The sequence below is a fragment of the Pseudomonas syringae pv. tagetis genome (genome assembly GCF_022557255.1).
GTDB classification, from domain to species: domain Bacteria; phylum Pseudomonadota; class Gammaproteobacteria; order Pseudomonadales; family Pseudomonadaceae; genus Aquipseudomonas; species Aquipseudomonas caricapapayae.
The window spans coordinates 4,228,223-4,252,499 of the sequence record NZ_CP092923.1 but is presented as its reverse complement, the minus strand read 5'-3'; the positions used below and the strand labels follow the sequence as shown (position 1 = coordinate 4,252,499).

Below are 24,277 nucleotides of genomic sequence, written 5' to 3'. Positions count from 1 at the left end.
ATGCTGCAACTGATCCTTGGGGGCGCGCGGTCCGGCAAGAGTCGGCTGGCTGAGAAACTGGCTGCAGACTCGGCGCTGAACGTGATCTATATCGCCACCAGCCAGCCTCTCGATGGCGAAATGAATCAGCGTGTTGCCAGCCATCGCGCCCGTCGTCCCGAACGCTGGGGGCTGGTCGAAGAGCCGGTCGAGCTGGCACGGGTGCTGCGCGAAAATGCTGCGCCCGACCGCTGTCTGCTGGTCGATTGCCTGACCCTCTGGCTGACCAATCTGCTGATGCTCGACGACCCCGAGCGTCTGTTTCAAGAGCGTGAATCCCTGCTCGAAAGCCTGACGGGGCTGCCGGGCGAAATCATTTTTGTCAGCAACGAAACCGGACTTGGCATTGTGCCGCTCGGCGAGCTTACGCGCCGCTACGTCGATGAGGCCGGTCTGTTGCATCAGGCACTGGCCGGGCGTTGCCAGCGTGTCGTGTTGACCGTTGCCGGCTTGCCCCTGACTTTGAAAGGAACCCCGCTATGAGCAATTCCTGGTGGCTCACGCCTGCACGGGCCATTGATGTGCCGATGCGCGAGGCGGCACTCGCCCGTCAGCAACAACTGACCAAGCCTGCCGGTTCGCTCGCGCAACTGGAGCGGCTGGCGGTTCAACTGGCCGGCCTGCAAGGGCGGGAGCGCCCGGCTGTGGATAAGCTATGGATCGCAATCTTTGCCGGCGATCATGGCGTGGTAGCGGAAGGTGTATCGGCCTATCCGCAGGAAGTCACCGGCCAGATGCTGCACAATTTCGTTAATGGCGGCGCAGCGATCAGCGTGCTGGCGCGTCAGCTTTCGGCGCAGCTGGACGTGGTCGATCTGGGTACTGTGGCGCCAGTCGATCTGCCCGGCGTGCGCCATCTGCACATCGCTGCGGGCACCGCCAATTTCGCCCATGGCCCTGCCATGAGCGCTGAGCAGGGGCTCGCTGCTCTGCAGGCCGGGCGTGACAGCGTACTGCGCGCCAAGGCGCTCGGCACCGAGCTGTTCATCGGTGGCGAGATGGGCATCGGCAATACCACAGCGGCCAGCGCCGTTGCCTGCTCGGTGCTGGAATGCGCTGCGCCGTTGCTGGTGGGTCCCGGTACCGGGCTGAACGCCGAAGGTATCGAGCACAAGACCCGTGTCATCGAGCGCGCGCTGGCGCTGCATGTAGAGCACGCAGGCGATCCGTTGCGCAGCCTGTTCAGCCTGGGTGGTTTCGAAATTGCCGCGCTGACCGGCGCCTACCTGGCCTGTGCGCAGGAAGGTATTGCGGCACTGGTCGACGGCTTTATTTGCAGCGTGGCCGCGCTGGTGGCCGTGCGTCTGAATCCGTCCTGCCGCAACTGGCTGCTATTTGGCCATCGGGGCGCTGAGCCCGGTCATCGGTATTTGCTGAAAACACTGCAGGCCGAGCCGCTGCTGGACCTCGGTTTGCGTCTGGGCGAGGGCAGTGGCGCGGCGCTGGCAGTACCGCTGGTGCGCCTGGCTTGCGAGTTGCACAACGGCATGGCGACATTTGCCGAAGCAGCAGTGGCGGATCGCCCCGCATGACCTTGCATCTGGACCTGCTGCGTCATGGCGAAACCGAGCTGGGCGGCGGTCTGCGCGGCAGCCTTGATGACGCCTTGACCGAAAATGGCTGGCAGCAGATGCGTTCGGCGGTGGCCAGTGCAGGTCCCTGGGGGCGGATTGTCAGTTCGCCTTTGCAGCGTTGCGCGCGTTTCTCCGAAGAGCTGGCGCAGCGCTTGTCGCTGCCCATGCAACTGGAGCCGGGGTTGCAGGAACTGCATTTCGGCGACTGGGAAGGACATAGTCCTGCGCAACTGATGGAAACCGATGCCGAAGGTCTGGGCCTGTTCTGGGCCGATCCCTATGCATTTACACCGCCCAATGGCGAGACCGTGATCGACTTTTCGACACGTGTGCTGAGTGCGGTGCAGCGTCTGCATCAGGCGTATGCCGGTGAGCGGGTGTTGCTGGTCAGCCACGGTGGTGTGATGCGCTTGTTGTTGGCTCGGGCGCGTGGCCTGCCGCGCGAGCAACTGTTGCAGGTGGTGGTTGGTCATGGCGCGCTGTTGTCGATTCAGGTCGCCGCTGATGACGCGTTCGTGGAGGTCTGAGATGCTGCCGTTCTGGATCGCCCTGCAATTTCTCGGCAGTCTGCCGATCACCCTTCCCGGTATGCCACGCCCCGAAGAGTCGGGACGTTCGTTGCTGTTCTATCCACTGGTAGGCGCGTTATTCGGCACGCTGCTGCTGGGTTTCAGCGCAGTGCTCGACGGCGCTCCGCTCGTGCTGCACGCCGCGTTGGTGCTCTGTGCCTGGGTGCTGCTCAGCGGCGGTCTGCACCTGGACGGGCTGGCCGACAGTGCCGACGCCTGGCTGGGCGGTTTTGGTGATCGTGAGCGGACCTTGAAGATCATGAAGGACCCGCGCAGCGGGCCTATCGCGGTGGTCACGCTGGTATTGGTGCTGCTACTCAAGTTTGCAGCGATTCTGGCGCTGCTCGACAGTCAGAGCAGCATCGGGCTGCTGCTGGCTCCGTTGATCGGGCGGGCTGCCATGCTTGCGCTTTTTCTGGGCACGCCGTACGTACGGGCAGGCGGCCTGGGGCAGGCGCTGGCGGATCATCTGCCGCGTAGTGCCGGGCGTAAAGTATTGTTGGCCAGCGCATTCGCATGTGTCCTGCTGGCTGGCTGGTCGGGTGCAGCGGCGCTGCTGGTCTGCTCGGTGTGTTTCTTCTGGTTGCGGCAGACAATGATGCGCCGTCTGGGTGGTAGCACCGGCGACACAGCCGGGGCATTGCTTGAGCTGTTGGAGTTGGTGGTACTGCTGACGCTGGCGTTGCTTTAGCGGCCATGCCAATGCTTTGTTGACAGCTTTTACCGGCAGCGCGTAGTTTCGCGATTCGCAGGTAAAACCATGTAACACAAAGGGCAGGGAGCTAAACCATGACATCGATCTGGCGTACCAGTGGCTGGGTTCTGCTGGGCAGTGCGTTGATCCTTGCGCTTTCGCTCGGCATACGACACGGTTTCGGCCTGTTTCTGGCACCCATGAGTGCAGATTTTGGCTGGGGGCGGGAGGTTTTTGCCTTTGCAATTGCCTTGCAAAATCTGATGTGGGGGCTGGCTCAGCCATTCGCCGGGGCGCTGGCAGATCGATTTGGCGCGGCAAAAGTCGTCTTCGTCGGCGGCGTGCTGTATGCCGCAGGGTTGCTGTGCATGAGCATGGCCGACTCGTCCCTCAGTCTTTCATTAAGCGCTGGTTTGTTGATCGGTATCGGTCTGTCCGGCACGTCGTTTTCAGTCATCCTCGGTGTCGTAGGGCGTGCGCTGCCTGCGGAAAAACGCAGCATGGGCATGGGTATCGCCAGTGCGGCGGGCTCATTCGGCCAGTTCGCCATGCTGCCCGGCACACTGGGCTTGATCAGTTGGCTGGGCTGGTCCGGTGCTTTGCTGGTACTGGGCGTGATGGTGGCTCTTATCCTGCCACTGGTCGGTATGCTCAAGGACACGCCCAGCGGGTCCACCGGTGTCGAGCTGACACTGGGCGAGGCGCTGCGTGAAGCCTGCTCGCATTCGGGGTTCTGGCTGCTGGCACTGGGTTTCTTCGTCTGCGGCTTTCAGGTGGTGTTCATTGGCGTGCATTTGCCCGCCTATCTGGTGGATCAGCACCTGCCCGCCAAGGTCGGTACAACGGTGCTGGCCTTGATCGGTCTGTTCAATATCTTTGGCACTTACACCGCTGGCTGGCTGGGCGGGCGCATGTCCAAACCTCGGCTGTTGACCACGCTTTATCTGCTGCGCGCAGTGGTGATCGTGTTGTTTCTCTGGATCCCGCTGAGCCAGACCACTGCCTATCTGTTCGGCGTGGCGATGGGCCTTCTATGGCTCTCCACTGTCCCGCTGACCAACGGCACGGTCGCGACGCTGTTTGGCGTACGCAACCTGTCTATGCTGGGCGGTATCGTCTTTCTGTTTCACCAGTTGGGCGCATTCCTCGGGGGATGGCTGGGCGGACTGGTGTATGACCGTACCGGCAGTTATGACCTGATCTGGCAAGTATCGGTGCTGCTGAGTCTGCTGGCGGCTGCGCTCAACTGGCCGGTGCGCGAGCGCCCGGTGGCCAGATTGCAGGCGCAAGGCAGCCTGGCATGAGTCGGCGCTGGCCTCTGCTGGCGGCGCTGCTGGTTGGTGCGGTGCTGCTGGGGCTGGTCTGGTGGGCCTGGCAGCATGTCGGACTGGCTGCGCTGCAGTTGGGCCTGGGTGCTTGCTAGGCAGGCGGCGTGGCATGGGGTAGCGTGTCTGCAGACCACAACAATATTCCAGGGCCACCATGATGAAGATTCGCTTTGTTTCCATCCCTCTACTGCTGCTGGCCATAAGTGGCGCTGCAATGGCTGCCGACTGTCCGCCGTTGCTGCAAGGCGAGTTGCCCAAGCTGCGTGCCAAGGAAAACATCGATCTGTGCAAGCGCTTCGCCGGCAAGCCGCTGGTGGTGGTCAATACCGCCAGTTTTTGTGGCTTTGCCCCGCAGTTCAAAGGGCTTGAAGAGCTGAGTCAGCGCTACAAGGGGCAGGGGCTCGAGGTTCTGGGCGTGCCGTCCAACGACTTCAAGCAGGAAGCCAAAGATGGCGAGGAGACCGCCAAGGTCTGTTACGTCAACTACGGCGTCACCTTCACCATGACCGAGCCGCAGGCCGTACGCGGCGACGATGCAACCCATCTGTTCAAGGTACTGGCCGAACAAAGCAGCGCGCCGCGCTGGAATTTTTACAAGTATGTAGTAGATCGCCAGGGCAAGGTCGTCGCCAATTTCTCCAGCATGACCAAGCCGGATGATCCGGAACTGATCGCGGCCATTGAAAAGGCGATTGCGTCGAGGCCGTAAGGGGGGCGAAAAGGGAGGGCTTGAGTCTTGTCTGAATCTACCTGGCATCGCAGAACCCTTGTGTAAGCCGGACCGCCACAAGAGGACGCACCGCGTCCAGAACTGCATGCCGACGCGGAGCATCGGCACGATAATCAATCAATGCACGTCCAAGTGCACCAGGCACGCAATAAAAAGCCCGCCACCATCACTGGTTGCGGGCTTTTTTTCAGCCTGGCAGTTGCTTATCAGAAGCGATAGGTAACCGAAGTGCCCAGGCCGTGAGCGGTGTTGCGGTAGTCGGCGCTGTAAGAACCTTTGCTCGCGCTGGAATCGCGGATCTTGGTTTCGTCTTCGCGCAGGTACGAGTACGCCACGTCGATGGTCAGGTCATCGGTCGGGCTCCAGCCTGCACCGAAGCTGATGATCTTGCGGTCGCCTGTCGGAATGCGCGGGGAGCGGTTGACGTTGTTGGTCGGCGATTGATCAACGGAGAAGCCTGTGCGCAGCGTCCACTCTTTGTTGAGCTTGTACGAAGCGCCGATGGCGTGCGCCCAGGTGTCGTGCCAGTTCTGTTCTTCACTGATGGTGCCGATCGGGCCGGCTGAGCCGCCCAGCAGGGCTGGAACGCCATCGTTGTTGACGGTGATATCTTGCAGGCGGCTCCAGCGAGTCCAAGTGCTGCCGGCATAGACCGTCCAGTTCTCGTCGATCTGCTGGGTGATGGAGAAGTCCACAGACTCAGGCGTGGAGATGTCCAGCGAAGCGTCATACTTCTGACCGCCGAAAGGACCGAAGCCCGAACCTTCGATCTTGGTCTTGCCTTTGAGCTTGTAATCGACTTTTGAGTGGTAAGTCAGACCCAGACGAGTGGTGTCGGTAGCCTGCACCAGAATGCCAGCATTGAAGCCGATTGCGGTGTCATCGCCTTCGATTTTCACCTTGCCGTCATTACGGCCCGGTGTTGCGGCGTTCAATGTTGCCGAGGTCAGCTCGCCGTCGATACGGTTGATCGTCGGACCGAAACCGATGGAAACCTTGTCATTGAATGCATAGCTGACAGTCGGCTGGAAGGTCACGATCTGGACGTGACTCTTGTCACCCCAGTAGCGGCCAGCGAAGCCTTTTTCGTAATCGGTGACCAGGCCGAACGGTACGTACACGCCCAGACCAAACGCCCAGTGATCGTCGATGGGTTTGACGTAGTAGCCCATGGGCACGCCGACCACCGGAACCATGTCGCCGTCGTTGCTGCCGCCAAATGTGCCACGACCGTTGTCGATATCGGTCTTGGCGATCACGGCAGCTGCACCCACACTGATTTGTTCGCGTTTGAGGCGGGACATGCCGGCAGGGTTGCCGAATACGGTACTTGCGTCATCCGCTGACGAGGAGCGACCAGCAAAACCGGTGCCCATGCCGCTGATACTTTGTTCGTTAAGGGCAAAGCCGGCAGCGAGCAGTTGAGAAGATGCCAGACCCAGTGCGAGTCCAAGCGTTGTCCGGTTCAGTGCTTTTGTCATTATTTTCATTATTAGAACTCCTTGTTGTTCACCGGTCGAAAATTACCAACATTTTCGATGGCGCGCTATAGGCTGAAGAGCCCGATTTAGAGCTATTCTTGTAGGACAATCCGGTTTTGTCAGCAGGAATAGTAATCAACACGAAGTTCCAGCGCCGCACGTTTGAGTAATGCCGCCACTATAAAACGCGGGCATAAAAAAAGCCCCGCCTTGCAGGGCGGGGCTTTTCGCTTGCGACGATCTGTTTCGTCAGGCGATGAGGGCTTGACGGGTACGCTCGATAACAGCTTGCAGCGGCTCGGCGCTCGCGTACTGATCGGGGTACAGGCGTTCGCTGTGACGGGCGATGCCGTGTTCGTTGACAATGGTAAAACTGAAGCAACCTTTGCGAGCGGCCATGATCAGGCAGTTCATCGGAGCAAAAGCGTTGGTCAATGTGTGAATGGCATGTTGGGTCTGAGTATTCATATTCAAGGTGTTTCCTGAAACAACACGGAACAATACCGTGCATAAATAAAGATTCCAGTAAACGCGGGCCGGCATTTGATATAAAAGCCTGGCTGGGCGGAGAACCTGACTGGAACAAAGACAGGCAGTTGAAGCGCGCTTTATCGTATGGCGCTCTGGCTGACCGGTAGGTACTTAGGAGGGCAGGCAACACAACAGGAGCAAAGGTTCGACGCTCCGGGTGAAGATCCTGATCAATTGCAGGCTGGTTGAAGCAGACCATGAGAGCCGTGACTGCACTGTCACCCCAAATGGTGCATCAGCGCGAAAGGTTCATGTCTGGAAACCATCGAGGTGGTCGATCCCTTGTTGCCAACATTCTCGTCGCATGGAGGAGTGTCTGTCGGGGGACTTGTCGACCGGAATTGATTTTCAGCTTGGTACTAACGGCGGTGATAATACTCGCAGTACCGAAACATTGCAAGGGGCGGAAAAGAACGTTTTACCAGTGCCCCGCCAGACGGTAAATCAATACGGTCACCGACGCGACCATTGAGCATCCGAGCAGGTACGCGGCGATGGTAAGGCGCAGTGATCTGCGGCTTTCGATGGCGCGCATGATGTCGCCCGTCTCATTGATACGGCCCTTGCTGAGGTCGCTGCAGATAATCAGCATCAGGGCAATTGCAGATAGCAGAACGGTGTACGCGAAGACGCCGCCGTCTGGTGGCGGCAGTACAATACTGACTGCCAGGGCGACGATGCAGATGGTCAGCAACAGGAGCAAGAACTTGGCTATCTCCTTCATGGGTCCCTTACTGATTGATGGGTGGCATCGGGCGTGGTCCTTTTGGGCAGTGCTTGGACCGCAAGAATGACGATTTGTCGTCAGTGTTGTTTTCAAGGTGCAGGGTGAGGCACGAAATGCCTTGGATACCAGCCGTTTCCAGCGGTTCGAAACCTGCTGAGGGCCGCGAATTCATTGAGAATAAGATGCAATCTGGCGAGAATCATATGACGCCCGAAATAGCTGAAAAGTACGTGGGCAAGGAGTTGTGCACATTAGCGGCACAAGCTGCCATATCACTGTCATAAGCGTGGCTAAGGGTTTGATTTATGATGGTGAATTATTAAGTCAATGAAAAACATCGTTTTTTTTAGCTGGTGAAAAAATCGTCAGTTTGAGTGTAGGCCGCACCCTGCTTGCGTTTGCGGAAGTTAAAGGGGGGTTGTCCACTGAGTTATCCACAGCTTCTGTGGATTGTCCCGAATGAAATGTCCCCGGAATAGGGGCTGTGCGCTGCGCTGAAAGCGCGTACAATTCGTTCCCCCGATTTGCCCCCGCCTGTTGATCTCGCCTCACCCGAGACGATGTTTCTGCTGCATTGTCACGCTCTAATCCGAACAGCCGCTGGCGATGATTCAGCCCGCATGGAGTCTTTATGGCACTGGACCTGAACAGCCTGTTACTGGGGCTTGCTGCAGCCGCATTGCCCTTGTTGGCATTGCTCTGGCAGGTGCAGCGTCGTCTGGCACTTCGTCAGGCCGAAAGCGCGCTGCTGGACGAGCGTCTGAGCATGGCGCAAATGGCGCAGGAAGGCCTTAATGCCCAGCTGGATGCCAGCCGTGACGAGGTCAGTGACCTCAGTCAGGCCAATGCGGCAAAGCAGGCCGATCTTGCCGCGCTGCGGCGCGAGGTCGAGTTGCTGCGTCAGGAAAGCGATAATGCTCGCCAAACGGCACAGGACTGGAATCAGGAGCGTGCTGGCAGAGAAGCAGAGCTACGTCGCCTGGATGCGCAATGCGCAGCGTTGAACGCCGAACTGCGTGAGCAACAGGACAGTCATCAGCAGCGCCTGAACGATCTGCAGGGCTCACGTGATGAACTGCGCGCGCAGTTTGCCGAGTTGGCAGGCAAGATTTTCGATGAGCGTGAACAGCGCTTCGCGGAAACCAGCCAGCAGCAGTTGGGGCAATTGCTCACGCCGCTGAAGGAGCGTATCCAGTCGTTCGAAAAGCGTGTCGAGGAAAGTTATCAGAACGAAGCCCGCGAACGCTTTTCGCTGGCCAGGGAGCTGGAACGTCTGCAGCAGTTGAATCAGCGCTTGAGCGATGAAGCCACCAACCTGACACGTGCTTTGAAGGGGCAGAAGACCCAAGGCAATTGGGGGGAGCTGATCCTTGAGCGAGTGCTGGAGCACGCGGGGCTTGAAAAGGGCCGTGAGTACCAGACGCAAATAAGCCTGAAGGGGCCGGATGGCGAGCGCTTTCAGCCTGACGTGCTGATCATGTTGCCAGGTGACAAGCAAGTGGTGGTCGATGCCAAGGTCAGCCTGACGGCCTATCAGCAATACGTATCCGCGGACGACGATGTTATCGGTCAGGCTGCGCTGAAACAGCATGTGCTGTCGCTGCGCAATCACGTCAAAGGCCTCTCGGGCAAGGATTACAAACGTCTCGAAGGGCTTCACAGCCTGGATTTCGTTTTGCTTTTCGTACCTATCGAGGCTGCTTTTTCCGCCGCACTACAGGCTGAGCCCAATCTGTTTCAGGAAGCCTTCGACCGTAACATCGTGATTGTCAGCCCCACCACGCTGCTTGCCACATTGCGGGTTATCGACAGTTTGTGGAAGCAGGAGCGTCAGAGCCAGAACGCGCGGGAGATCGCCGAGCGGGCAGGGTGGCTGTATGACAAATTTGTCTTGTTCATTCAGGATCTGGATGAGGTCGGCAACCGCCTGCAGCAGCTGGACAAGGCTTATTCGGCGGCGCGCAACAAGTTGACCGAGGGGCGCGGTAACCTGATCAGCCGTAGCGAGCAACTGAAGCTGCTGGGTGCTCGTGCCAGCAAGAGCCTGCCGGCCGATTTGCTTGAGCGGGCGATGACTGACGGTGACGGGCTGATCAGTCCGCCTGACTGAGTCGCTTGTGTGTTGGCGCAACGTTCAGTAACAGGCCGTCCGTCGCAAAGACTAGAAGCGCGTCTGCACAAATGTCACATTGACGCTATCGGAAAATTGTTTCCGTAGCACTCGGCTAACAGTTCATTTGCTTCTATGATCTCTAGTGAGTGATGAGTACAGATTGACTGCCGGGTATTTCCCTCAAGGGGGCTTTATGAATAGCAAACTGCAAGAATGGCTCCATGACGTCGGCGTTGCGCTGGGTCTGATAGAACGACCAAAGCTGCAACCCATTCCGGTTCGTGCCGATGACGATCGTCGTCGCCAGCGCCGGTAAACCTCTCGCCTGACTCTGTTCGCGGGGCAGAGCACATGCTGAATTTTGTCGGGACGCACAGGAGCGTCCCGCTACCAGGGCTGGCACTCAACGCCGATGCCCCTCGTCTCGCGTCGATTTGTCGCCTTCCTCCGACAGTGTTTTCTTCCCCATCAACAAAATCAGCTCAACGATCATCTGCAGGGAGAAGTCATCAGGCTTTTCTATCGCCTGCTCCATGATCTGAACAGGAAATGTGAAGTGGAATACTTCCCCCAACGACGTGAACAGGCTTTCGATGTCGTCGTCATCGAGCTTCAGGGAGGTGAGGGTGGCACCTTCGTGAATATCGCTTTTGTCCACTAATATGATGCCCAGCGCATCAAACACCTTCTGTTTGATTTCTTCGCGATTCATGAAAGCCCCTGAGATTGATCTCGTCAGATTCAGCAGGCGTACTCCATTTAACCAGCCCAGAACCATGAGGCTAGCTCAAATCGCTCTTGCAACTAAGGATTGCCCCGTCCTGACAGTGTTGAATTGTCTAAAATGGGCGGCTGTTCGACAGGCGGTTTGCCACGGCCCGGATTCATCGTGCTGCGCTGTCATTTCCCACTGAGTAATAATTGATGTCCCGCGCCCGTTGTGACCGTTGCCTGCGTCCTGTTCCACACTGTCTTTGCACCTTGATTCCGCAACTGGACAGCCGCACGCGGGTATTGATCCTGCAGCACCCTGGCGAAGTGAGTCATGCCTTGAACACGGCGCGACTGGCCGCTTTGGGGCTGGTCAATGCGCAACTGCGAGTAGGCGAAGTGTTTGACGACCTGCAAACGCTGCTCAGACCGCCCGGCTATGAGGCGCGATTGCTGTTTCCGGGCGAAGCTGCCGAGACGTTGATGCCTTACGCGCACAACTCGCTGCCCATGTTGCTGGTGGTTCCGGACGGCACCTGGCGCAAGGCGCGCAAACTGCTGCACCTCAACCCCTTGCTTGCCGAGCTGCCCAGGGTCACGCCAGGCGCTGTGCCTGTTTCTCGTTATCGATTGCGCAAAGCGCCAGGCCCGGATGCCCTGTCGACGCTGGAGGCGATCGCCCATGCGTTGCAGACGCTGGAAGCACCACGCTCTTTCGAGACACTGCTGAAGCCGTTCGATGCGTTGATCGATGGTCAGATTCAGGCAATGGGCAGCGAAACGTATCGGCGCAATCACGGCGGGCAGGCGTAAAGAAAACAATTCGCAGCGTTAACCGCGCCCAGCTGTAACTGTTGCTTTGCCGTTCAGCGCCTAGAATGAGTCGCGTGTTCCATCTCTTGCGGAAATTCCGATGCACATTTCTTCCGGTCGCTGGGTCTATGGCCTCTGTCTGTCACTGTTGACCGCGCTGCTCTGGGGCATTTTGCCGATCAAGCTCAAGCAGGTTCTGCAGGTGATGGACCCGGTGACGGTTACATGGTTTCGCCTGTCTGTTTCCGGTGCGCTGTTGTTCATCTGGCTGGCGTCGGTCAAGCGCCTGCCCAGGTTCAAGGTCCTGGGGCGCAAGGGCAAGGTGCTCGTAGGGTTGGCCGTGTTCGGCCTGGTCGGCAATTATGTGCTGTATCTCATCGGCTTGCGGCTGCTGAGCCCAGGCACTACGCAGTTGCTGGTTCAGGTTGGTCCGATTTTCCTGTTGATCAGCAGTATCTTCCTGTTCAAAGAGCGTTTCAGCGTTGGTCAGGGGATTGGTCTGATCGTATTGCTGATTGGCTTCGGTTTTTTTTTCAACCAGCGTCTGGTGGAACTGTTCACCTCACTGAGTGATTACACGCTGGGTGTGCTGGTGGTGTTGCTGGCATCGACCATCTGGACCTTTTACGGATTGAGCCAGAAGCAGCTTCTGACGGTCTGGAATTCGCTGCAGGTCATGATGGTGATCTACCTGTTCTGCGCCTTGTTGCTCACCCCTTGGGCGCACCCTGCCGAGGCGTTGTTATTAAGCCCGTTGCAAGGCTGGCTGCTGCTTGCCTGCTGTCTGAACACGCTGATGGCCTATGGCGCGTTTGCCGAAGCGCTGGCGCATTGGGAGGCGTCGCGGGTCAGTGCGACCCTTGCGCTGACCCCGTTGGTCACGCTGGCCGCTGTGGCTGCTGCCGCTTGGTTATGGCCGGATTATGTGCAGGCTGAAGAATTGAACATGCTGGGTTACGGCGGGGCGCTGCTGGTAGTGGCGGGGTCGGCGCTGACTGCGCTGGGTCCCTCGCTGGTTGCCGGTCTGAGGGCGCGCAAGGCAAGGCTGGCGCAGGCCTGACTATCAGCGCTTGCCCAGTGCCTGCGCCTGAACAATCCATTCCTGACGCTGCTGTTCGCTCGCGCTGTGCACGGGGGCGAATTCGGTAAGGTGCCGAGTCTTTATTCCACAAAAGCCGAGTATGGTCCGCACTATCTGGCGGTGAGCGGGCGCGCCATAGATCCAGTGAAAATAGCGCGGCGGGGTGTCCATAGCGACCAGCAGCTCCGCAGTGCGGCCCCGGAGCAACTCATTGGAAGGATGCTTGCGACCGTGGGCCTTGAACGCAAAACCGGGCGTCAGCACCCGGTCGAAAAAGCCGCTCAGCAGTGCAGGCAAGCCGCCCCACCAGACCGGATAGACGAATACCAGATGTTCGGCCCAGTGAATCTGGCGCTGGGCGTCGAGCAGATCGGGTTCGAGTGTCTGGGTCTGATCGTAGCCGTTGTGCAGAATAGGGTCGAAATTCAGCTCGCCGAGTTTGAGTACCCGCACCACATGCCCCTTGCCGCGCGCGGCCTGGGCATAGGCTTCGCCAAGAGCATGGCAGAGGCTGATGGCTTTCGGCGTACCGTAAACCATCAAAATCCGTTTGCCGTTGCCCTCCAGCGGTGTTGCGCCGCTTTTGGCATCAGCCATTGGTGCCTGCCTCAAGCATTTTGTCCGGGCGCACCCAGGCGTCGAACTCCTCGTCGGTCAGATAACCCAGTGCCAATGCGGCTTCACGCAGGGTCAGACCTTCGGTGTAAGCCTTCTTGGCAATCTGTGCTGATTTGTCGTAGCCGATATGCGGATTGAGTGCAGTGACCAGCATCAGTCCGCGTTCCAGGTGTTCGGCCATTTTTTCGCCGTCGGGCTCCATGCCTGCGATGCAGTGTTCATTGAAGTTGCTGCAGCCGTCGGCCAGCAGCCGGATCGATTGCAGAACGTTATGAATGATCACTGGCTTGTACACGTTCAACTGCAAATGACCCTGGCTGGCTGCGAAACCGATGGTCACGTCGTTGCCCATGACCTGGCAGGCGAGCATCGACAGGGCTTCACACTGGGTCGGGTTGACCTTGCCGGGCATGATCGAGCTGCCAGGCTCGTTGGCCGGCAGTCTGACTTCTGCCAGCCCTGCACGTGGGCCGGAGCCCAGCAGGCGCAGGTCATTGGCGATTTTCATCAGGGTCCCGGCCAGCGTCTTGAGTGCGCCGGAAAGCGCGGCAAGCGGTTCATGCCCGGCAAGCGCGGCAAACTTGTTGGGCGCGGTGACGAACGGCAGACCAGACAATGCGGCCAGTTCTGCTGCAATGGCCTCGGCAAAGCCTTTCGGCGAGTTGAGCCCGGTGCCGACTGCAGTCCCGCCCTGAGCCAGTTCATAGACGGCGGGCAGGGCAGCACGAATGGCTTTTTCCGCGTAATCGAGCTGCGCGACAAACCCCGAAAGCTCCTGGCCAAAGGTGATCGGCGTCGCATCCATCATGTGCGTGCGTCCGGTCTTGACCAGTTTCATGTGTCGCGCAGCCTGTTCGGCCAGTCCGCTGGAAAGCTCTGCAATGGCTGGCAGTAGCTGTTCCTTGACCGCCTGGGCAGTGGCGATATGCATGGCCGTCGGAAAGCAGTCATTGGAGCTCTGCGAACGATTGACGTGATCGTTGGGGTGGACCGGCGACTTGCCGCCACGGCCCTGGCCGGCCAGTTCGTTGGCGCGGCCTGCGATCACTTCGTTGACGTTCATGTTGCTTTGCGTGCCACTGCCGGTCTGCCAGACCACCAGCGGGAATTGCGCGTCGTGCTGGCCATCGAGCACTTCGTCGGCGGCCTGCTCGATCAAGCGCGCGATGTCGGCAGGCAGATCGCCGTTACGGTCGTTGACGCGTGCGGCGGCTTTCTTGATCAGGGTCAGCGCGTGCAGAACCGGCAATGGCATACGCTGGTCGCCAATCGCAAAATTGATCAGTGAGCGTTGGGTCTGCGCGCCCCAGTAGGCATCTTCGGGGACTTCGATCGGGCCAATGCTGTCGGTTTCGGTGCGGCTCACTGGTCTTACTCCTTTAAGTACGTTGCAAGGTTAGGTGTCCATATGCGGAGAGGGTTCCCGTGCAGTGCTTTTTAACCGCTGGGTGAACCGGGGGTTGAGCCAAAAGCCCAGATAAGCGCAGAATGGTCGGCCCTGGGGTAATGCCTCGTTTGCTAGATAAGGAAACTCGATGACCCGTCTTCGTGCCATTTGTACCGCGGTAGCCCTGGTCTGTGCCAGCGGCCAGGTCTTCGCCGACACCGCCAGTCACAACGCGAGCGCCGAAACGTTCCTGAAGCTTGCCAACGCCGATCGCCTGGGCGCTCCGGTCTATGCGCAGGTTCAGCAGATGTTCGCCCAGCGTTTTGCTGAAACCAAGGCACCTGCATCGAAAAAAGCCCTGCTTGAAACCTACCAGGCCAAGGCCAACACCGCTCTGGACCAGGCTATTGGCTGGAACAAGCTCAAGCCTGAAATGGTCAAGCTGTACACCGCCAACTTCACTGAAAGCGAGCTGAAGGATCTGGTTGCGTTCTACCAGTCGCCACTGGGCAAGAAGGTGATGACCAAGATGCCTGAACTGGCTCAGCAATCGGCCCAATTGACCCAGAGCAAGCTGGAAAGCGCAGTGCCGGTCGTCAACAAGCTTCTGGCTGACATGACTGCCGAGCTGGAGCCTGCCAAGGCCGCTGCTCCTGCGCCGGCCAAGAAGCCCTGACAGGCGATCGCTATCATGACCATGCAACAACGAATCGAGTCGGCGCTTGCGCTGCTGCAGCCGCACCACCTGCAAGTGCTCGATGAGAGTCACATGCACAGTCGTGGCCAGCAGACCCATTACAAGGCTGTGCTGGTCAGTGATCAGTTTCAGGACCTGAATTCGGTCAAGCGGCACCAGAAGGTTTACGCCACGCTCGGTGCGCTCATGGGCGAATTTCATGCGCTGGCATTGCACACCTACACGCCTGAAGAATGGTCGAAGATCGGTGCAGCGCCTGCTTCGCCGACCTGTGCCGGTGGTCATTGACCAGGGCTTTTGGCTGATTACGCCCCTTTGCCGGGGCAATTGATCCGCTGGCCTGCCTGCTCCACTCCGGTTTTTGCTAGAATCCGCACCGCGCCGCCTGGCCGGTGCGTTTTTTTGTCCGCAATTTTATACCCGGTAGGCCCTTTGCGAGGGTCGCCACTGGAGAGACACATGACTCAAGAGCCGATGACTCAGCCTATCGTCGTGGCTGCGCTATACAAGTTCGTTACCCTGAGCGACTACGTGGCACTGCGCGAGCCGCTGTTGCAGGCGATGGTCGACAACGGCATCAAGGGCACCCTGCTGATCGCCGATGAAGGCATCAACGGCACGGTATCTGGCAGCCGTGAAGGCATCGACGGGCTTATGGTGTGGCTGAAGAACGACCCGCGCCTGATCGACATCGACCACAAGGAATCCTACTGCGACGAGCAGCCGTTCTACCGCACCAAGGTCAAACTCAAGAAAGAGATCGTGACCCTGGGCGTGGAGGGTGTCGACCCTAACAAGAGCGTGGGTACTTATGTCGAGCCAAAAGACTGGAACGACCTGATCACCGACCCTGAAGTGCTGCTGATCGATACCCGTAACGACTACGAAGTGTCGATTGGCACCTTCGAGGGGGCCATCGATCCGAAAACCACCTCTTTTCGCGAGTTTCCGGAATACATCAAGGCGCATTTCGACCCTGCCGTGCACAAAAAGGTCGCGATGTTCTGTACCGGTGGCATTCGCTGTGAAAAAGCTTCGAGCTATATGCTGGGCGAGGGTTTCGAAGAGGTGTATCACCTCAAGGGCGGGATTCTCAAGTATCTGGAAGAGGTTCCCGAGCAGGAAAGTCAGTGGCGCGGCGAATGCTTTGTGTTCGACAACCGGGTCACGGTGCGCCATGACTTGACTGAAGGCGATTACGATCAGTGTCATGCCTGCCGCACGCCGATCAGTGCCGAGGACCGTGCCAGCGAGCATTATTCGCCGGGTGTAAGCTGCCCGCATTGCTGGGATTCGCTGAGCGAGAAGACTCGGCGCAGCGCCATCGACCGGCAAAAGCAGATCGAGCTGGCCAAGGCACTTAACCAGCCTCATCCGATCGGTCGCAACTATCGTTTACCCTCCGAGGCCTGAGCCATGTCTGCCCGCCTGATATATGTCATGGACCCGATGTGCTCCTGGTGCTGGGGCTTTGCTCCGGTTGCCGACGCGTTGGTACAGCAGGCTCGGGCGGCAGGCGTGCCGCTGCATCTGGTCATGGGCGGTCTGCGCTCCGAGGGTGCTGCACTGGAGCCTGCCAAGCGTCGTTACATTCTTGAGCATTGGCAGGCGGTTGAGGAGGCCACCGGTCAGCCGTTTCTTCGCGAAGGGGCGCTGCCGGAAGGGTTTGTCTACGACACCACGCCAGCCTGCCTTGCTGTCACTGCGGCACGGCAACTGGATCCGGACCGCGCCTGGGAGCTGGTCGGACTCATCCAGCGGGCGTTCTACAGCGAGGGCCGTGACGTGACGCGCCCGTCACTGCTGGCTGAACTGGCGGAGCAGACGGGGCTGTCGCGCCAGGCATTTGCCGATCAATTCGAGAGCCCGGAGCGGCAAGCCGCCACGGCAGCCGATTTCGCCTGGGCGCAGGATCTGGGCATCGCCGGCTTTCCGACCCTGCTCGCCGAGCGCAACGGTCAGCTGGCGCTGCTGACCAACGGTTACCAGCCATTGAGCAGCCTTTCGCCTCTGCTCGGACGATGGCTGGAGCGTGCAGCCAGTGCGTGACGAATCGCCCGAGACTGCCCGACAGCCTCAAGCCACACGTGGCGATGCGCTGAGCTGGGCCGAGATCCGTCGTCTCGCGCTGCGTCATAAAAAAGCCTTGTGGCTGGCCAATGGTGTCGCGGTTCTGGCGACGCTGTGCAGCGTGCCTATCCCGTTGCTGCTCCCGTTGCTGGTCGACGAGGTGCTATTGGGGCGTGGCGATGCGGCGCTGAAAGTCATGAACCACTTGCTGCCCGACGGCCTGCAAAAGGCGGCGGGCTACATCGGCCTGATGCTCTTGCTGACGCTGGTACTGCGCGTCGGGGCGCTGGTCTTCAATGTGCTGCAGGCGCGGTTGTTTGCCGGTCTGGCCAAGGACATCGTCTACCGTATCCGGCTACGCCTGATCGAACGACTCAAGCGTATTTCCCTGCGTGAATACGAAAGCCTCGGTAGCGGCACCGTGACTACGCATCTGGTGACCGACCTGGACACGCTGGACAAGTTTGTCGGCGAAACCCTCAGCCGACTACTGGTGGCCACGCTGACGCTGGCAGGCACTGCGGGCATTCTGATGTGGATGCACTGGAAGCTGGCGCTGTTGATCATGCTGTTCAATCCGCTGGTGATTCTGCTTACGGTCAAGCTGGGCAAGCGGGTCAAGCACCTCAAAAAGCTCGAAAATGACAGCACGTCGCGTTTTACCCAGGCATTGAGCGAAACGCTGGATGCCATTCAGGAAGTCAGGGCCGGTAATCGACAGGGCTTTTTCCTTGGCCGTCTTGGCATGCGGGCACAGGAAGTGCGTGATTACGCAATCAATTCGCAATGGAAAAGCGACGCCTCGGGCCGTGCCAGCGGGTTGTTGTTTCAATTCGGCATCGATATCTTTCGCGCCGCAGCGATGCTCACCGTGCTGTTCTCCGACCTGTCCATCGGGCAGATGCTCGCAGTGTTCAGCTACCTGTGGTTCATGATGACGCCAGTGGAGCAATTGCTGAATCTGCAATATGCCTACTACGCGGCAGGCGGTGCTCTGACCCGCATCAACGAGCTGCTGGCGCGTGCCGACGAGCCGCAGTACGTCGGCGGCACCGACCCGTTCGAAGGTAAGGAAACAGTGGGCGTCGACGTGCGCGGCCTGAGTTTCGGTTATGGCGAAGATCTGGTCCTGGACCAGTTGAACCTGAGCATTGCAGCGGGTGAAAAAGTCGCCATCGTCGGTGCCAGTGGTGGTGGCAAGAGCACGTTGGTGCAGTTGCTGCTTGGCCTCTACACCGCCCGCACCGGAGTGATCCGTTTCGGCGGTGTCAGTCAGCAGGATATCGGTCTGGACACCGTGCGCGAGAATGTTGCCGTAGTGCTCCAGCATCCGGCCTTGTTCAACGACACCGTGCGCGCCAACCTGACCATGGGGCGTGACTGCAGCGATGAAGCGTGCTGGCGTGCGCTCGAGGTCGCGCAACTGGAGTCTGCCATTCGCGATCTGCCGCAAGGGCTGGACAGCGTGGTAGGGCGTTCCGGTGTCAGAATGTCCGGCGGGCAGCGTCAGCGCATGGCCATCGCGCGCATGGTGTTGTCCGATCCGAAAGTGGTCATCCTCGATGAGGCCACCTCGGCGCTGGATGCGGCCACCGAGTACAACCTGCATCAGGCTCTCGCACGTTTTCTGCGCAGCCGCACGACGCTGATCATTGCCCACCGCCTGTCCGCCGTGAAGCAGGCTGACCGGGTGCTGGTGTTCGATGGCGGGCGAATCGTGGAAGACGGCGGCCATCAACAGCTGATTGCCGATGGAGGTCTGTACGCCAAGCTGTACGGGCATTTGCAACAAATCTGATGCGCCTTGCCCTGATCGACGCACAGGCTGGCTTAATTGCGGGAGAATCACCTGCCATCATTCACGAATTTAGCCTAGTCTCTGCGCTAGGCGTTTATTCAGGCATGTGGTGACGTGAAACCCATGAAGCAACCATGGACCTTCTCCAAGCCCCGTCTGTTGGGCATCGTGTGGCCTTTCATTGCTGTCGCTCTGTTTCAGGCACTGCTGGGGTGCGTTAGCCTTTACACCATGTCTGCGGTGCGCAGCTATGTGGCGGGCGAGAGTCTCTGGTCCAAGGGGCAAAAGGACGCTATTCACTACCTGAGCCTGTACGCCAATACGCACGATGAGCGTGACTATCTGAAGTATCAAGCTGCCTTCTCCATCCCGCAGGGTGGTTACGCCCTGCGCAAGGCGCTTGATCAGCCCATTCCGTCCATGTCGGACGCCAGAGCCGCGATCATTCAGGGTGGCAATCACCCAGATGATACGAACGGCATCATCTGGATGTACTTGAACTTCCACAACTTCAGCTTCATGAAACAGGCTATTCACTTCTGGGGGGTGGGTGATGGCTACCTCATGCAGCTCAATGACCTGGCCCGGCGTATTCATGAGCGGGTCGGTCAGGGCGGCGTGACTGCTGCCGATGTCGATCAATGGCGCGAGCAGATCAACGTCATCAACGAAGGGGTGACGCCTGCGGCCCGCGCGTTCAGCGATGCGTTGGGCGAGGGGTCAAGGTTTATCCTTAACCTGCTGATAGCGGTCAATCTGGTCACCGCCGTTGTGCTGATCCTTCTGGCGCTGCTGCGTGTGCGTCGCCTGATCGTCCAGCGACGCGTGTTTGCCGATGCTCTGCAACTGGAGAAAGAGCGCGCACAGATCACCCTTGAGTCCATCGGCGACGGAGTGATCACCATCGATGTTGCCGGTGCCATTGTCTACATGAACCCGGCAGCCGAGGGCCTGACGCACTGGAAAAGCACTCAGGCCAGCGGACTGCCGCTGGCGGCGCTGTTTAGTCTGCTGGATGAAAACGATCAGAAGGACAGCTCGACGCTGGTCGAGCAGATCGTCACCGGCAAGCTCAAGGGCGGCAGCGCCAATAGCAAGCTCATCCAGAGGCTGGATGGCAGCACAGTCTCGGTGGCGCTGGTCGGTACGCCGATTTATACCGAAGGGGAGATCAGTGGTGCGGTGCTGGTGTTGCACGACATGACCCAGGAGCTTCAGTACATCGCTGATCTGTCATGGCAGGCTGCCCATGATCCGCTGACCGGGCTGGTCAATCGCAGTGAGTTCGAGCATCGGCTGCAGCGGGTACTGGATGGCGATGACGGTCGGACGGGCAGCCATTGCCTGATGTTTCTCGATCTGGACCAATTCAAGCTGGTCAACGACACCGGTGGTCATGCGGCGGGTGATGAGCTGCTGCGTCAGCTTTGCCGGGCACTCCCGCAGGGGTTGCGCGACGCAGACACGCTGGCCCGGCTGGGAGGGGACGAGTTCGGTGTGTTACTGGTCGATTGCCCTGCCGGCCTCGCACTCGATATTGCCGAGGCGTTGCGCGAGATCGTGCAGCGCCTGCATTTCATGTGGAAAGGTCGGCCATTCATGACTACCGTCAGTATTGGTCTGGTGCATCTCGGCGACACCCCCGCGACACTTGAAGGGTCACTGTCTGCCGCAGATATGGCCTGTTACATGGCCAAGGAGCGAGGGCGCAACCGGGTTCAGGTCTACAGCGTCGACGACCTGACCCTGTCGATGCGGTTTGGCGAGATGGCCTGGATACAGCGGCTGCACATGGCAATGGATGAAAATCGCTTTTGCCTTTATGCACAGGAAATCGCCTCGATCAAGGGCGAAGGCGATGAGGTGCGGCACATTGAGATCCTCCTGCGCCTGCGTGATGAGTCCGGACGAATGGTTGTCCCGGACAACTTCATTCCGGCTGCTGAGCGTTACGGGCTGATGACCACACTGGATCGCTGGGTGGTGCACAATGTGTTCAAAGTGATTGCCCAGTGCCAGAGCGATGACCGGCATCAGGTGCCGCAAGCGCTATGTGCTATAAATTTGTCCGGCTCCAGTATCGGAGACGATACCTTTCTCGAATACCTGAAGCAGCAGTTCCAGGCGTTTGCCGTTTCCCCCGGGATGATCTGTTTCGAGATCACTGAAACCAGCGCCATTGCCGATCTGGACAGCGCGATTCGTTTCATCAATGAGTTGAAGGGGCTGGGGTGTCAGTTTTCCCTTGATGACTTCTGTTCGGGCATGTCGTCCTTTGCCTATCTCAAGCACCTGCCAGTGGATTTTCTGAAAATCGATGGCAGTTTTGTAAAGGACATGCTCGATAATCCGATCAACAAGGCAATGGTCGAGGTTATCAATAACATCGGTCATGTGATGGGCAAGCGCACTATTGCCGAGTACGTTGAAACACCGCAGATAGAGTCTGCGCTGCAGGAAATGGGCGTGGATTTTGCACAAGGGTATCTGATTGCGCGCCCTGAATTATTTACGTGCGAGAGTCTTTACATTCAGCCTGTACGGCCTGACCCCCTGATGTTCGGCGCGCCAGGAACGCTACGTTAATCAGTTGAAACCTATAAGGAGATACCAGTGATCGACACTTTCGAGAGAACCGGTCCGCTCATGGAAGCCAGCAGTTATCCCGCCTGGGCGCAGCAGTTGATCAAGGATTGCAGCGCCGCAAAGGCACGGGTGGTCGAGCACGAGTTGTACCAGCAGATGCGTGACGCGAAACTGAGTCCGCAGATCATGCGTCATTACCTGATCGGCGGGTGGCCGGTTGTCGAGCAGTTTGCGGTGTACATGGCCAAGAACCTCACCAAGACCCGCTTTGGTCGCCATCCCGGTGAAGACATGGCGCGGCGCTGGCTGATGCGCAATATTCGCGTGGAACTCAATCATGCCGATTATTGGGTCAACTGGTGTGCGGCGCACGACGTGACACTTGAAGATCTCCACGATCAGCGGGTTGCGCCCGAGCTGCACGCACTCAGCCATTGGTGCTGGCAGACCAGTTCTTCTGATTCGCTGGCGGTCGCAATGGCTGCCACCAACTATGCCATTGAAGGGGCTACGGGTGAGTGGTCGGCAGTGGTCTGTTCCAATGGTGTCTATGCCGAGGCATTCCCCGAAGCATCCCGCAAAAAGGCCATGAAGTGGCTCAAGATGCATGCACAGTATGACGACGCGCACCCTTGGGAAGCGCTCGAGATCATTTGCACACTGGTGGGGAATAAACCAAGCCCGCAGTTGCAGGCCGAACTGCGTCAGGCCGTTAACAAAAGTTACGACTACATGTTCCTGTTCCTTGAGCGCTGCATGCAGATGGAAAAGGTCAAGCCTGCGCGTGGGCGTGTTGCCGCGCTGGAAGTGTAAGGGCTGGGCGAAAAAGGCAGGAAAAAGTGCTAGCTGGCCATGGCAAGACGATTACGGCCTTCGCGCTTGGCGACATACAGGGCGTTGTCGGCACGGCGCAACAGGCTGTCGGCAGTTTCCGCGGGCAGCAGTGTCGAGCACCCCAGGCTGACGGTCATGGTCAGCGCCGGGTCAAGTTCGCGAAACTCAAGATTTCGCACCGCCTGGCGTAGACGTTCGCCAATCAGTTCGGCCGAATTGGAACCGGTGTTGGAGAGAATCACTACAAACTCCTCGCCACCATAGCGGAACACGCGATCAATGTTACGCAATTGCGCTTTCAGGCTTTGCGCGACGGTTTTCAGTACATCATCGCCCGTGTGATGGCCGTATTCATCGTTCACTTTCTTGAAGTGATCGATATCCAGCATCAGCAGTGACAACGGCTGCTTGTGGCGGCGTGATATCTCTATCTCGCGGGCCAGACCCTGATCCATCGCGATACGGTTGCCGGTACTGGTCAACGGGTCACGCAGCGCAGTCTGAGTGGCGATGCGATACAGCAGCGCATTCAGCAGCGGATAGACGAGGCAGACCAGAAGGGATTCAAGGTCGCTCAGCTGCCGGGGATCAAATGGCCTCGCGCCCTGAAACTCCAGCTCGCCGATACATTTACCTTCATGGCGCAGATGAAAGGTGGCGCTGTCGGATGACATCTCGCCCAAACGCAGATTCAGGTCGCTTTCGGCGTGCCGATAGACCAGGCCGCTCAATGGCAGGAACCGCTGCACGCCTTGAAAGAAAAGGGTCAGTATCCGCTCGGCTTCCAGGCTGGTCTGCAATTGTCGCCCAAGCTGGTAAACCAGCTCGGGCAGTGACGGGGGTGGAAGTATGGCGTCGGGTCGATTTCGAAAACCCAGGCGTTGCAGTTCAGCCGTATCGAAATCGATTGCATGGGTCTGGGTAGGAAAATTCATCTCTTCGCTCCTCAGCACATATTGCTGGCTTGGCTGGGTTAGAGGGGATGTGGTGCCATTCGGTTCATTTTTGCCCAGACTTATTAAAATCAGTGGTTTAGCTGACGCCATCTCTCTGACAGTGAGGCTGGATCGGCAATTCCTTGACTTAAAAACGGAGCAAAAAATGGCTGCCGTGACGGTTTTTCGTCACGGCAACGCCTGTCATTTTCGGTTAGCGGGCATTCAGCGCTTGCCCATTGGGGCCTTTGCTGTCTGGCCCCATCAGGTACAGATAAACCGGCATGATGTCTTCGGCTGCAGGGTTGTCCTGCGGGTTTTCGTCAGGGTAGGCCTGCGCACGCATGCTGGTGCGGGTAGCGCCGGGATTGATGCTGTTGGCCCGTACATTGGTAACACCTTCAAGCTCGTCGGCCAGGGTTTGCATCAGGCCTTCGGTAGCAAATTTCGACACCCCGTACGCACCCCATTGCGCGCGGCCCTTGCGCCCGACGCTGCTGGATGTGAAGGCCACCGATGCATCTGTTGAGCGCTGAAGCAGCGGCAGCAGCGCCTGGGTGAGCATGAAGGTCGCGTTGACGTTGATGTGCATAACCTGCATGAAGTCCGCACCGGACAGGTGTTCCAGCGGCGTTCGCGGCCCGATGATCGAGGCGTTGTGCAGCAGGCCGTCAAGGTGGCCGAATGTGCTTTCGATCATGGCCGCCAGCGCGTGGTATTGCTCCGGCTCGGCGCTTTCCAGATCGAACGGTATGACTAGCGGTTGCGGCAGTCCCGCCATCCTGATTTCGTCATGAATCGGCGCAAGGCTTGCTTCTGTCCTGCCCAGCAGCAAAACGGTCGCGCCGTGGGCTGCGTAGGTCTTTGCGGCTGCCGCGCCGATGCCGCGCGCAGCGCCAGTGACCAGAATGATCCGGCCCTTTAGCAGTTCCGGGGGCGCAGAGTAATCAAACATGTAGAA

General features: G+C 58.8%; 26 protein-coding genes. 18 read left to right on the top strand and 8 right to left on the bottom strand.

Annotated elements, in window-relative coordinates; all coding sequences use genetic code 11:
- The 7 genes from cobU to MME58_RS18875 all read left to right on the top strand — a co-directional run bounded on the left by cobU (window position 1) and on the right by MME58_RS18875 (window position 4,913).
- On the top strand, window positions 1-522 hold the full coding sequence (gene cobU, locus MME58_RS18900) for a bifunctional adenosylcobinamide kinase/adenosylcobinamide-phosphate guanylyltransferase (RefSeq protein WP_055006442.1): 522 nt from the start codon (window positions 1-3) through the stop codon (window positions 520-522).
- Entirely contained in the window at window positions 519-1,571 is a 1,053-nt protein-coding gene (cobT, locus tag MME58_RS18895) for a nicotinate-nucleotide--dimethylbenzimidazole phosphoribosyltransferase (RefSeq protein ID WP_055006441.1), read from the top strand. Before cobU ends, cobT begins: the two co-directional genes overlap by 4 nt.
- On the top strand, window positions 1,568-2,140 hold the full coding sequence (gene cobC, locus MME58_RS18890) for an alpha-ribazole phosphatase family protein (protein WP_055006440.1): 573 nt from the start codon (window positions 1,568-1,570) through the stop codon (window positions 2,138-2,140). The genes cobT and cobC overlap by 4 nt, the downstream gene beginning before the upstream one ends.
- 1 nt (window position 2,141) lies before the next feature.
- Window positions 2,142-2,873 (top strand): adenosylcobinamide-GDP ribazoletransferase, encoded by a 732-nt coding sequence (locus tag MME58_RS18885; protein WP_055006439.1) that lies wholly within the window; start codon window positions 2,142-2,144, stop codon window positions 2,871-2,873.
- Window positions 2,874-2,971: 98 nt separating this feature from the next.
- Entirely contained in the window at window positions 2,972-4,180 is a 1,209-nt protein-coding gene (locus MME58_RS18880) for an MFS transporter (protein ID WP_055006438.1), read from the top strand.
- Window positions 4,177-4,299, top strand: a complete 123-nt coding sequence (locus MME58_RS27500; protein ID WP_061447440.1) for a hypothetical protein — start codon at window positions 4,177-4,179, stop codon at window positions 4,297-4,299. Before MME58_RS18880 ends, MME58_RS27500 begins: the two co-directional genes overlap by 4 nt.
- Window positions 4,300-4,361: 62 nt before the next feature.
- On the top strand, window positions 4,362-4,913 hold the full coding sequence (locus MME58_RS18875; protein WP_055006437.1) for a glutathione peroxidase: 552 nt from the start codon (window positions 4,362-4,364) through the stop codon (window positions 4,911-4,913).
- 227 nt (window positions 4,914-5,140) lie between these two features.
- Here MME58_RS18875 and MME58_RS18870 read toward each other — a convergent pair whose 3' ends face one another.
- The 3 genes from MME58_RS18870 to MME58_RS18860 all read right to left on the bottom strand — a co-directional run bounded on the left by MME58_RS18870 (window position 5,141) and on the right by MME58_RS18860 (window position 7,670).
- Complete coding sequence (locus MME58_RS18870; RefSeq protein ID WP_082427523.1) at window positions 5,141-6,424, bottom strand: OmpP1/FadL family transporter; 1,284 nt, start codon at window positions 6,422-6,424, stop codon at window positions 5,141-5,143.
- A 240-nt stretch (window positions 6,425-6,664) separates the two neighbouring features.
- The gene (locus tag MME58_RS18865; protein WP_002554588.1) at window positions 6,665-6,883 is read right to left on the bottom strand and encodes a hypothetical protein; all 219 of its coding nucleotides are present in this window, start codon (window positions 6,881-6,883) and stop codon (window positions 6,665-6,667) included.
- A gap of 481 nt (window positions 6,884-7,364) precedes the next feature.
- Window positions 7,365-7,670, bottom strand: a complete 306-nt coding sequence (locus MME58_RS18860; protein ID WP_055006436.1) for a hypothetical protein — start codon at window positions 7,668-7,670, stop codon at window positions 7,365-7,367.
- Between the two features lie 748 nt (window positions 7,671-8,418).
- On the opposite strand from MME58_RS18860, the gene MME58_RS18855 reads away from it, so the two are divergent.
- Both MME58_RS18855 and MME58_RS27495 read left to right on the top strand, forming a co-directional pair.
- Window positions 8,419-9,783: a DNA recombination protein RmuC gene (locus MME58_RS18855; RefSeq protein WP_162839199.1), complete on the top strand. Its 1,365-nt coding sequence runs from the start codon at window positions 8,419-8,421 to the stop codon at window positions 9,781-9,783.
- A gap of 196 nt (window positions 9,784-9,979) precedes the next feature.
- Window positions 9,980-10,102 (top strand): PA1414 family protein, encoded by a 123-nt coding sequence (locus MME58_RS27495; RefSeq protein ID WP_003418154.1) that lies wholly within the window; start codon window positions 9,980-9,982, stop codon window positions 10,100-10,102.
- Between the two features lie 87 nt (window positions 10,103-10,189).
- Here the strand turns inward: MME58_RS27495 and MME58_RS18850 are convergent, their stop codons facing one another.
- Window positions 10,190-10,498, bottom strand: coding sequence for a hypothetical protein (locus tag MME58_RS18850; protein WP_055006941.1), 309 nt, complete (start codon window positions 10,496-10,498; stop codon window positions 10,190-10,192).
- A gap of 212 nt (window positions 10,499-10,710) precedes the next feature.
- Between MME58_RS18850 and MME58_RS18845 the strand changes: the two genes are divergently transcribed.
- Complete coding sequence (locus MME58_RS18845) at window positions 10,711-11,310, top strand: tRNA-uridine aminocarboxypropyltransferase (protein ID WP_055006942.1); 600 nt, start codon at window positions 10,711-10,713, stop codon at window positions 11,308-11,310.
- Window positions 11,311-11,410: 100 nt separating this feature from the next.
- Window positions 11,411-12,370 carry a DMT family transporter gene (locus MME58_RS18840; RefSeq protein ID WP_055006943.1) on the top strand — a complete coding sequence of 320 codons (960 nt, stop codon included), beginning with the start codon at window positions 11,411-11,413 and terminating at the stop codon, window positions 12,368-12,370.
- 3 nt (window positions 12,371-12,373) lie between these two features.
- Here MME58_RS18840 and MME58_RS18835 read toward each other — a convergent pair whose 3' ends face one another.
- Together MME58_RS18835 and MME58_RS18830 are read right to left on the bottom strand one after the other, a co-directional pair.
- Entirely contained in the window at window positions 12,374-12,988 is a 615-nt protein-coding gene (locus MME58_RS18835) for an NAD(P)H-dependent oxidoreductase (RefSeq protein ID WP_054987870.1), read from the bottom strand.
- A complete protein-coding gene (locus tag MME58_RS18830; protein ID WP_054987871.1) occupies window positions 12,981-14,375 on the bottom strand; it encodes a class II fumarate hydratase in 1,395 nt (464 codons plus the stop codon). Before MME58_RS18830 ends, MME58_RS18835 begins: the two co-directional genes overlap by 8 nt.
- 169 nt (window positions 14,376-14,544) lie before the next feature.
- Between MME58_RS18830 and MME58_RS18825 the strand changes: the two genes are divergently transcribed.
- From MME58_RS18825 to MME58_RS18795, 7 genes are all read left to right on the top strand, one after another.
- Window positions 14,545-15,072: a DUF2059 domain-containing protein gene (locus tag MME58_RS18825; RefSeq protein ID WP_003314637.1), complete on the top strand. Its 528-nt coding sequence runs from the start codon at window positions 14,545-14,547 to the stop codon at window positions 15,070-15,072.
- 15 nt (window positions 15,073-15,087) lie between these two features.
- A complete protein-coding gene (locus tag MME58_RS18820; protein WP_054987872.1) occupies window positions 15,088-15,381 on the top strand; it encodes a BolA family protein in 294 nt (97 codons plus the stop codon).
- A gap of 186 nt (window positions 15,382-15,567) precedes the next feature.
- Window positions 15,568-16,506, top strand: a complete 939-nt coding sequence (trhO, locus tag MME58_RS18815; protein WP_055006948.1) for an oxygen-dependent tRNA uridine(34) hydroxylase TrhO — start codon at window positions 15,568-15,570, stop codon at window positions 16,504-16,506.
- Between the two features lie 3 nt (window positions 16,507-16,509).
- Window positions 16,510-17,142, top strand: a complete 633-nt coding sequence (locus tag MME58_RS18810; RefSeq protein WP_054987873.1) for a DsbA family protein — start codon at window positions 16,510-16,512, stop codon at window positions 17,140-17,142.
- Entirely contained in the window at window positions 17,135-18,961 is a 1,827-nt protein-coding gene (locus tag MME58_RS18805; protein ID WP_055006944.1) for an ABC transporter ATP-binding protein, read from the top strand. Before MME58_RS18810 ends, MME58_RS18805 begins: the two co-directional genes overlap by 8 nt.
- A 123-nt stretch (window positions 18,962-19,084) precedes the next feature.
- Window positions 19,085-21,547 carry an EAL domain-containing protein gene (locus MME58_RS18800; RefSeq protein ID WP_055006945.1) on the top strand — a complete coding sequence of 821 codons (2,463 nt, stop codon included), beginning with the start codon at window positions 19,085-19,087 and terminating at the stop codon, window positions 21,545-21,547.
- Window positions 21,548-21,574: 27 nt separating this feature from the next.
- Window positions 21,575-22,360, top strand: a complete 786-nt coding sequence (locus MME58_RS18795) for an iron-containing redox enzyme family protein (RefSeq protein WP_055006946.1) — start codon at window positions 21,575-21,577, stop codon at window positions 22,358-22,360.
- Between the two features lie 29 nt (window positions 22,361-22,389).
- Here the strand turns inward: MME58_RS18795 and MME58_RS18790 are convergent, their stop codons facing one another.
- A complete protein-coding gene (locus tag MME58_RS18790) occupies window positions 22,390-23,316 on the bottom strand; it encodes a GGDEF domain-containing protein (protein ID WP_054987877.1) in 927 nt (308 codons plus the stop codon).
- 214 nt (window positions 23,317-23,530) lie between these two features.
- Window positions 23,531-24,271, bottom strand: coding sequence for a YciK family oxidoreductase (locus MME58_RS18785; RefSeq protein WP_055006947.1), 741 nt, complete (start codon window positions 24,269-24,271; stop codon window positions 23,531-23,533).
- Window positions 24,272-24,277 lie beyond the last annotated feature (6 nt).

What these genes read in the sequence shown, in the direction of transcription:
- MME58_RS18860 (WP_055006436.1), bottom strand. Translation starts at nt 7,670, where the DNA reads ATGAAGGAGATAGCCAAGTTCTTGCTCCTGTTGCTGACCATCTGCATC.
- cobT (WP_055006441.1), top strand. Translation starts at nt 519, where the DNA reads ATGAGCAATTCCTGGTGGCTCACGCCTGCACGGGCCATTGATGTGCCG.
- MME58_RS18790 (WP_054987877.1), bottom strand. Translation starts at nt 23,316, where the DNA reads ATGAATTTTCCTACCCAGACCCATGCAATCGATTTCGATACGGCTGAA.
- MME58_RS27500 (WP_061447440.1), top strand. Translation starts at nt 4,177, where the DNA reads ATGAGTCGGCGCTGGCCTCTGCTGGCGGCGCTGCTGGTTGGTGCGGTG.
- MME58_RS18880 (WP_055006438.1), top strand. Translation starts at nt 2,972, where the DNA reads ATGACATCGATCTGGCGTACCAGTGGCTGGGTTCTGCTGGGCAGTGCG.
- MME58_RS18865 (WP_002554588.1), bottom strand. Translation starts at nt 6,883, where the DNA reads ATGAATACTCAGACCCAACATGCCATTCACACATTGACCAACGCTTTT.
- MME58_RS18845 (WP_055006942.1), top strand. Translation starts at nt 10,711, where the DNA reads ATGTCCCGCGCCCGTTGTGACCGTTGCCTGCGTCCTGTTCCACACTGT.
- MME58_RS18875 (WP_055006437.1), top strand. Translation starts at nt 4,362, where the DNA reads ATGAAGATTCGCTTTGTTTCCATCCCTCTACTGCTGCTGGCCATAAGT.
- MME58_RS27495 (WP_003418154.1), top strand. Translation starts at nt 9,980, where the DNA reads ATGAATAGCAAACTGCAAGAATGGCTCCATGACGTCGGCGTTGCGCTG.
- MME58_RS18850 (WP_055006941.1), bottom strand. Translation starts at nt 10,498, where the DNA reads ATGAATCGCGAAGAAATCAAACAGAAGGTGTTTGATGCGCTGGGCATC.
- MME58_RS18800 (WP_055006945.1), top strand. Translation starts at nt 19,085, where the DNA reads ATGAAGCAACCATGGACCTTCTCCAAGCCCCGTCTGTTGGGCATCGTG.
- MME58_RS18820 (WP_054987872.1), top strand. Translation starts at nt 15,088, where the DNA reads ATGACCATGCAACAACGAATCGAGTCGGCGCTTGCGCTGCTGCAGCCG.
- cobU (WP_055006442.1), top strand. Translation starts at nt 1, where the DNA reads ATGCTGCAACTGATCCTTGGGGGCGCGCGGTCCGGCAAGAGTCGGCTG.
- cobC (WP_055006440.1), top strand. Translation starts at nt 1,568, where the DNA reads ATGACCTTGCATCTGGACCTGCTGCGTCATGGCGAAACCGAGCTGGGC.
- trhO (WP_055006948.1), top strand. Translation starts at nt 15,568, where the DNA reads ATGACTCAGCCTATCGTCGTGGCTGCGCTATACAAGTTCGTTACCCTG.
- MME58_RS18810 (WP_054987873.1), top strand. Translation starts at nt 16,510, where the DNA reads ATGTCTGCCCGCCTGATATATGTCATGGACCCGATGTGCTCCTGGTGC.
- MME58_RS18825 (WP_003314637.1), top strand. Translation starts at nt 14,545, where the DNA reads ATGACCCGTCTTCGTGCCATTTGTACCGCGGTAGCCCTGGTCTGTGCC.
- MME58_RS18840 (WP_055006943.1), top strand. Translation starts at nt 11,411, where the DNA reads ATGCACATTTCTTCCGGTCGCTGGGTCTATGGCCTCTGTCTGTCACTG.
- MME58_RS18885 (WP_055006439.1), top strand. Translation starts at nt 2,142, where the DNA reads ATGCTGCCGTTCTGGATCGCCCTGCAATTTCTCGGCAGTCTGCCGATC.
- MME58_RS18835 (WP_054987870.1), bottom strand. Translation starts at nt 12,988, where the DNA reads ATGGCTGATGCCAAAAGCGGCGCAACACCGCTGGAGGGCAACGGCAAA.
- MME58_RS18785 (WP_055006947.1), bottom strand. Translation starts at nt 24,271, where the DNA reads ATGTTTGATTACTCTGCGCCCCCGGAACTGCTAAAGGGCCGGATCATT.
- MME58_RS18870 (WP_082427523.1), bottom strand. Translation starts at nt 6,424, where the DNA reads ATGAAAATAATGACAAAAGCACTGAACCGGACAACGCTTGGACTCGCA.